Here is a 674-nt window from a genome sequence, read left to right as displayed (position 1 = left end):
GGCACAGCCAATACCAATGGTCAATTGCAACTATCCAATAGTTTAGTAAACAGAAAGATTGTATTATTTGAAGGTGTTAACAATGACCATCAATATATGGGTTTTGGCACAAATACATCAACACTTAGGTACCAGACAGATGCCACCACAACAGATCATGTTTTCTATGCCGCATCCTCATCAACTGTATCAAATGAACTGATGCGCATAAAAGGAAACGGTAATGTAACCATTGGTGTAGCTACTCCTGCCACAGGTTATAAACTAACTGTGGCAGGTAAGATTATTTGTACAGAACTAAAAGTGCAATTACAACCATTCCCGGATTATGTGTTCGAGAAAAATTACAAACTTAACACGCTGAAAGAAGTAGAAACACATATTGAGACATACAAGCGCCTGCCTGGAATGCCCAGTGCAGCGGAGGTTGAATCAAAAGGGATGAATGTGGGAGCAATGCAGGGTAAGGTAGTAGAGAAAGTAGAAGAACTTACATTGTATATTATTCAACAACAGAAACAAATAGAGGCTTCACAAAAGCAGATGGAAGCATTACAGCAACTGGTAGAAAAATTACAACAGCAGGTAGCAGCAAAGAATTAGTGTGAATATTTAAAAAAACTACAATGAAAAATAATACAATAAATAGGTATTGTTTCAGGCTGGTTGCTGTG

At 37.7% G+C, this 674-nt stretch carries 1 pseudogene; it reads left to right on the top strand.

Features of this window, described 5'->3' with window-relative positions:
* Nucleotides 1–603: pseudogene (locus GD597_RS21685) on the top strand (SlyX family protein); the annotation flags it as partial.
* Between the last annotated feature and the right edge of the window lie 71 nt (nucleotides 604–674).

This window comes from Limnovirga soli (assembly GCF_013106755.1).
Taxonomy (GTDB): domain Bacteria; phylum Bacteroidota; class Bacteroidia; order Chitinophagales; family Chitinophagaceae; genus Limnovirga; species Limnovirga soli.
Note: the sequence above shows the minus strand (reverse complement) of the source record. Positions and strands in the feature narration are given on the sequence as shown.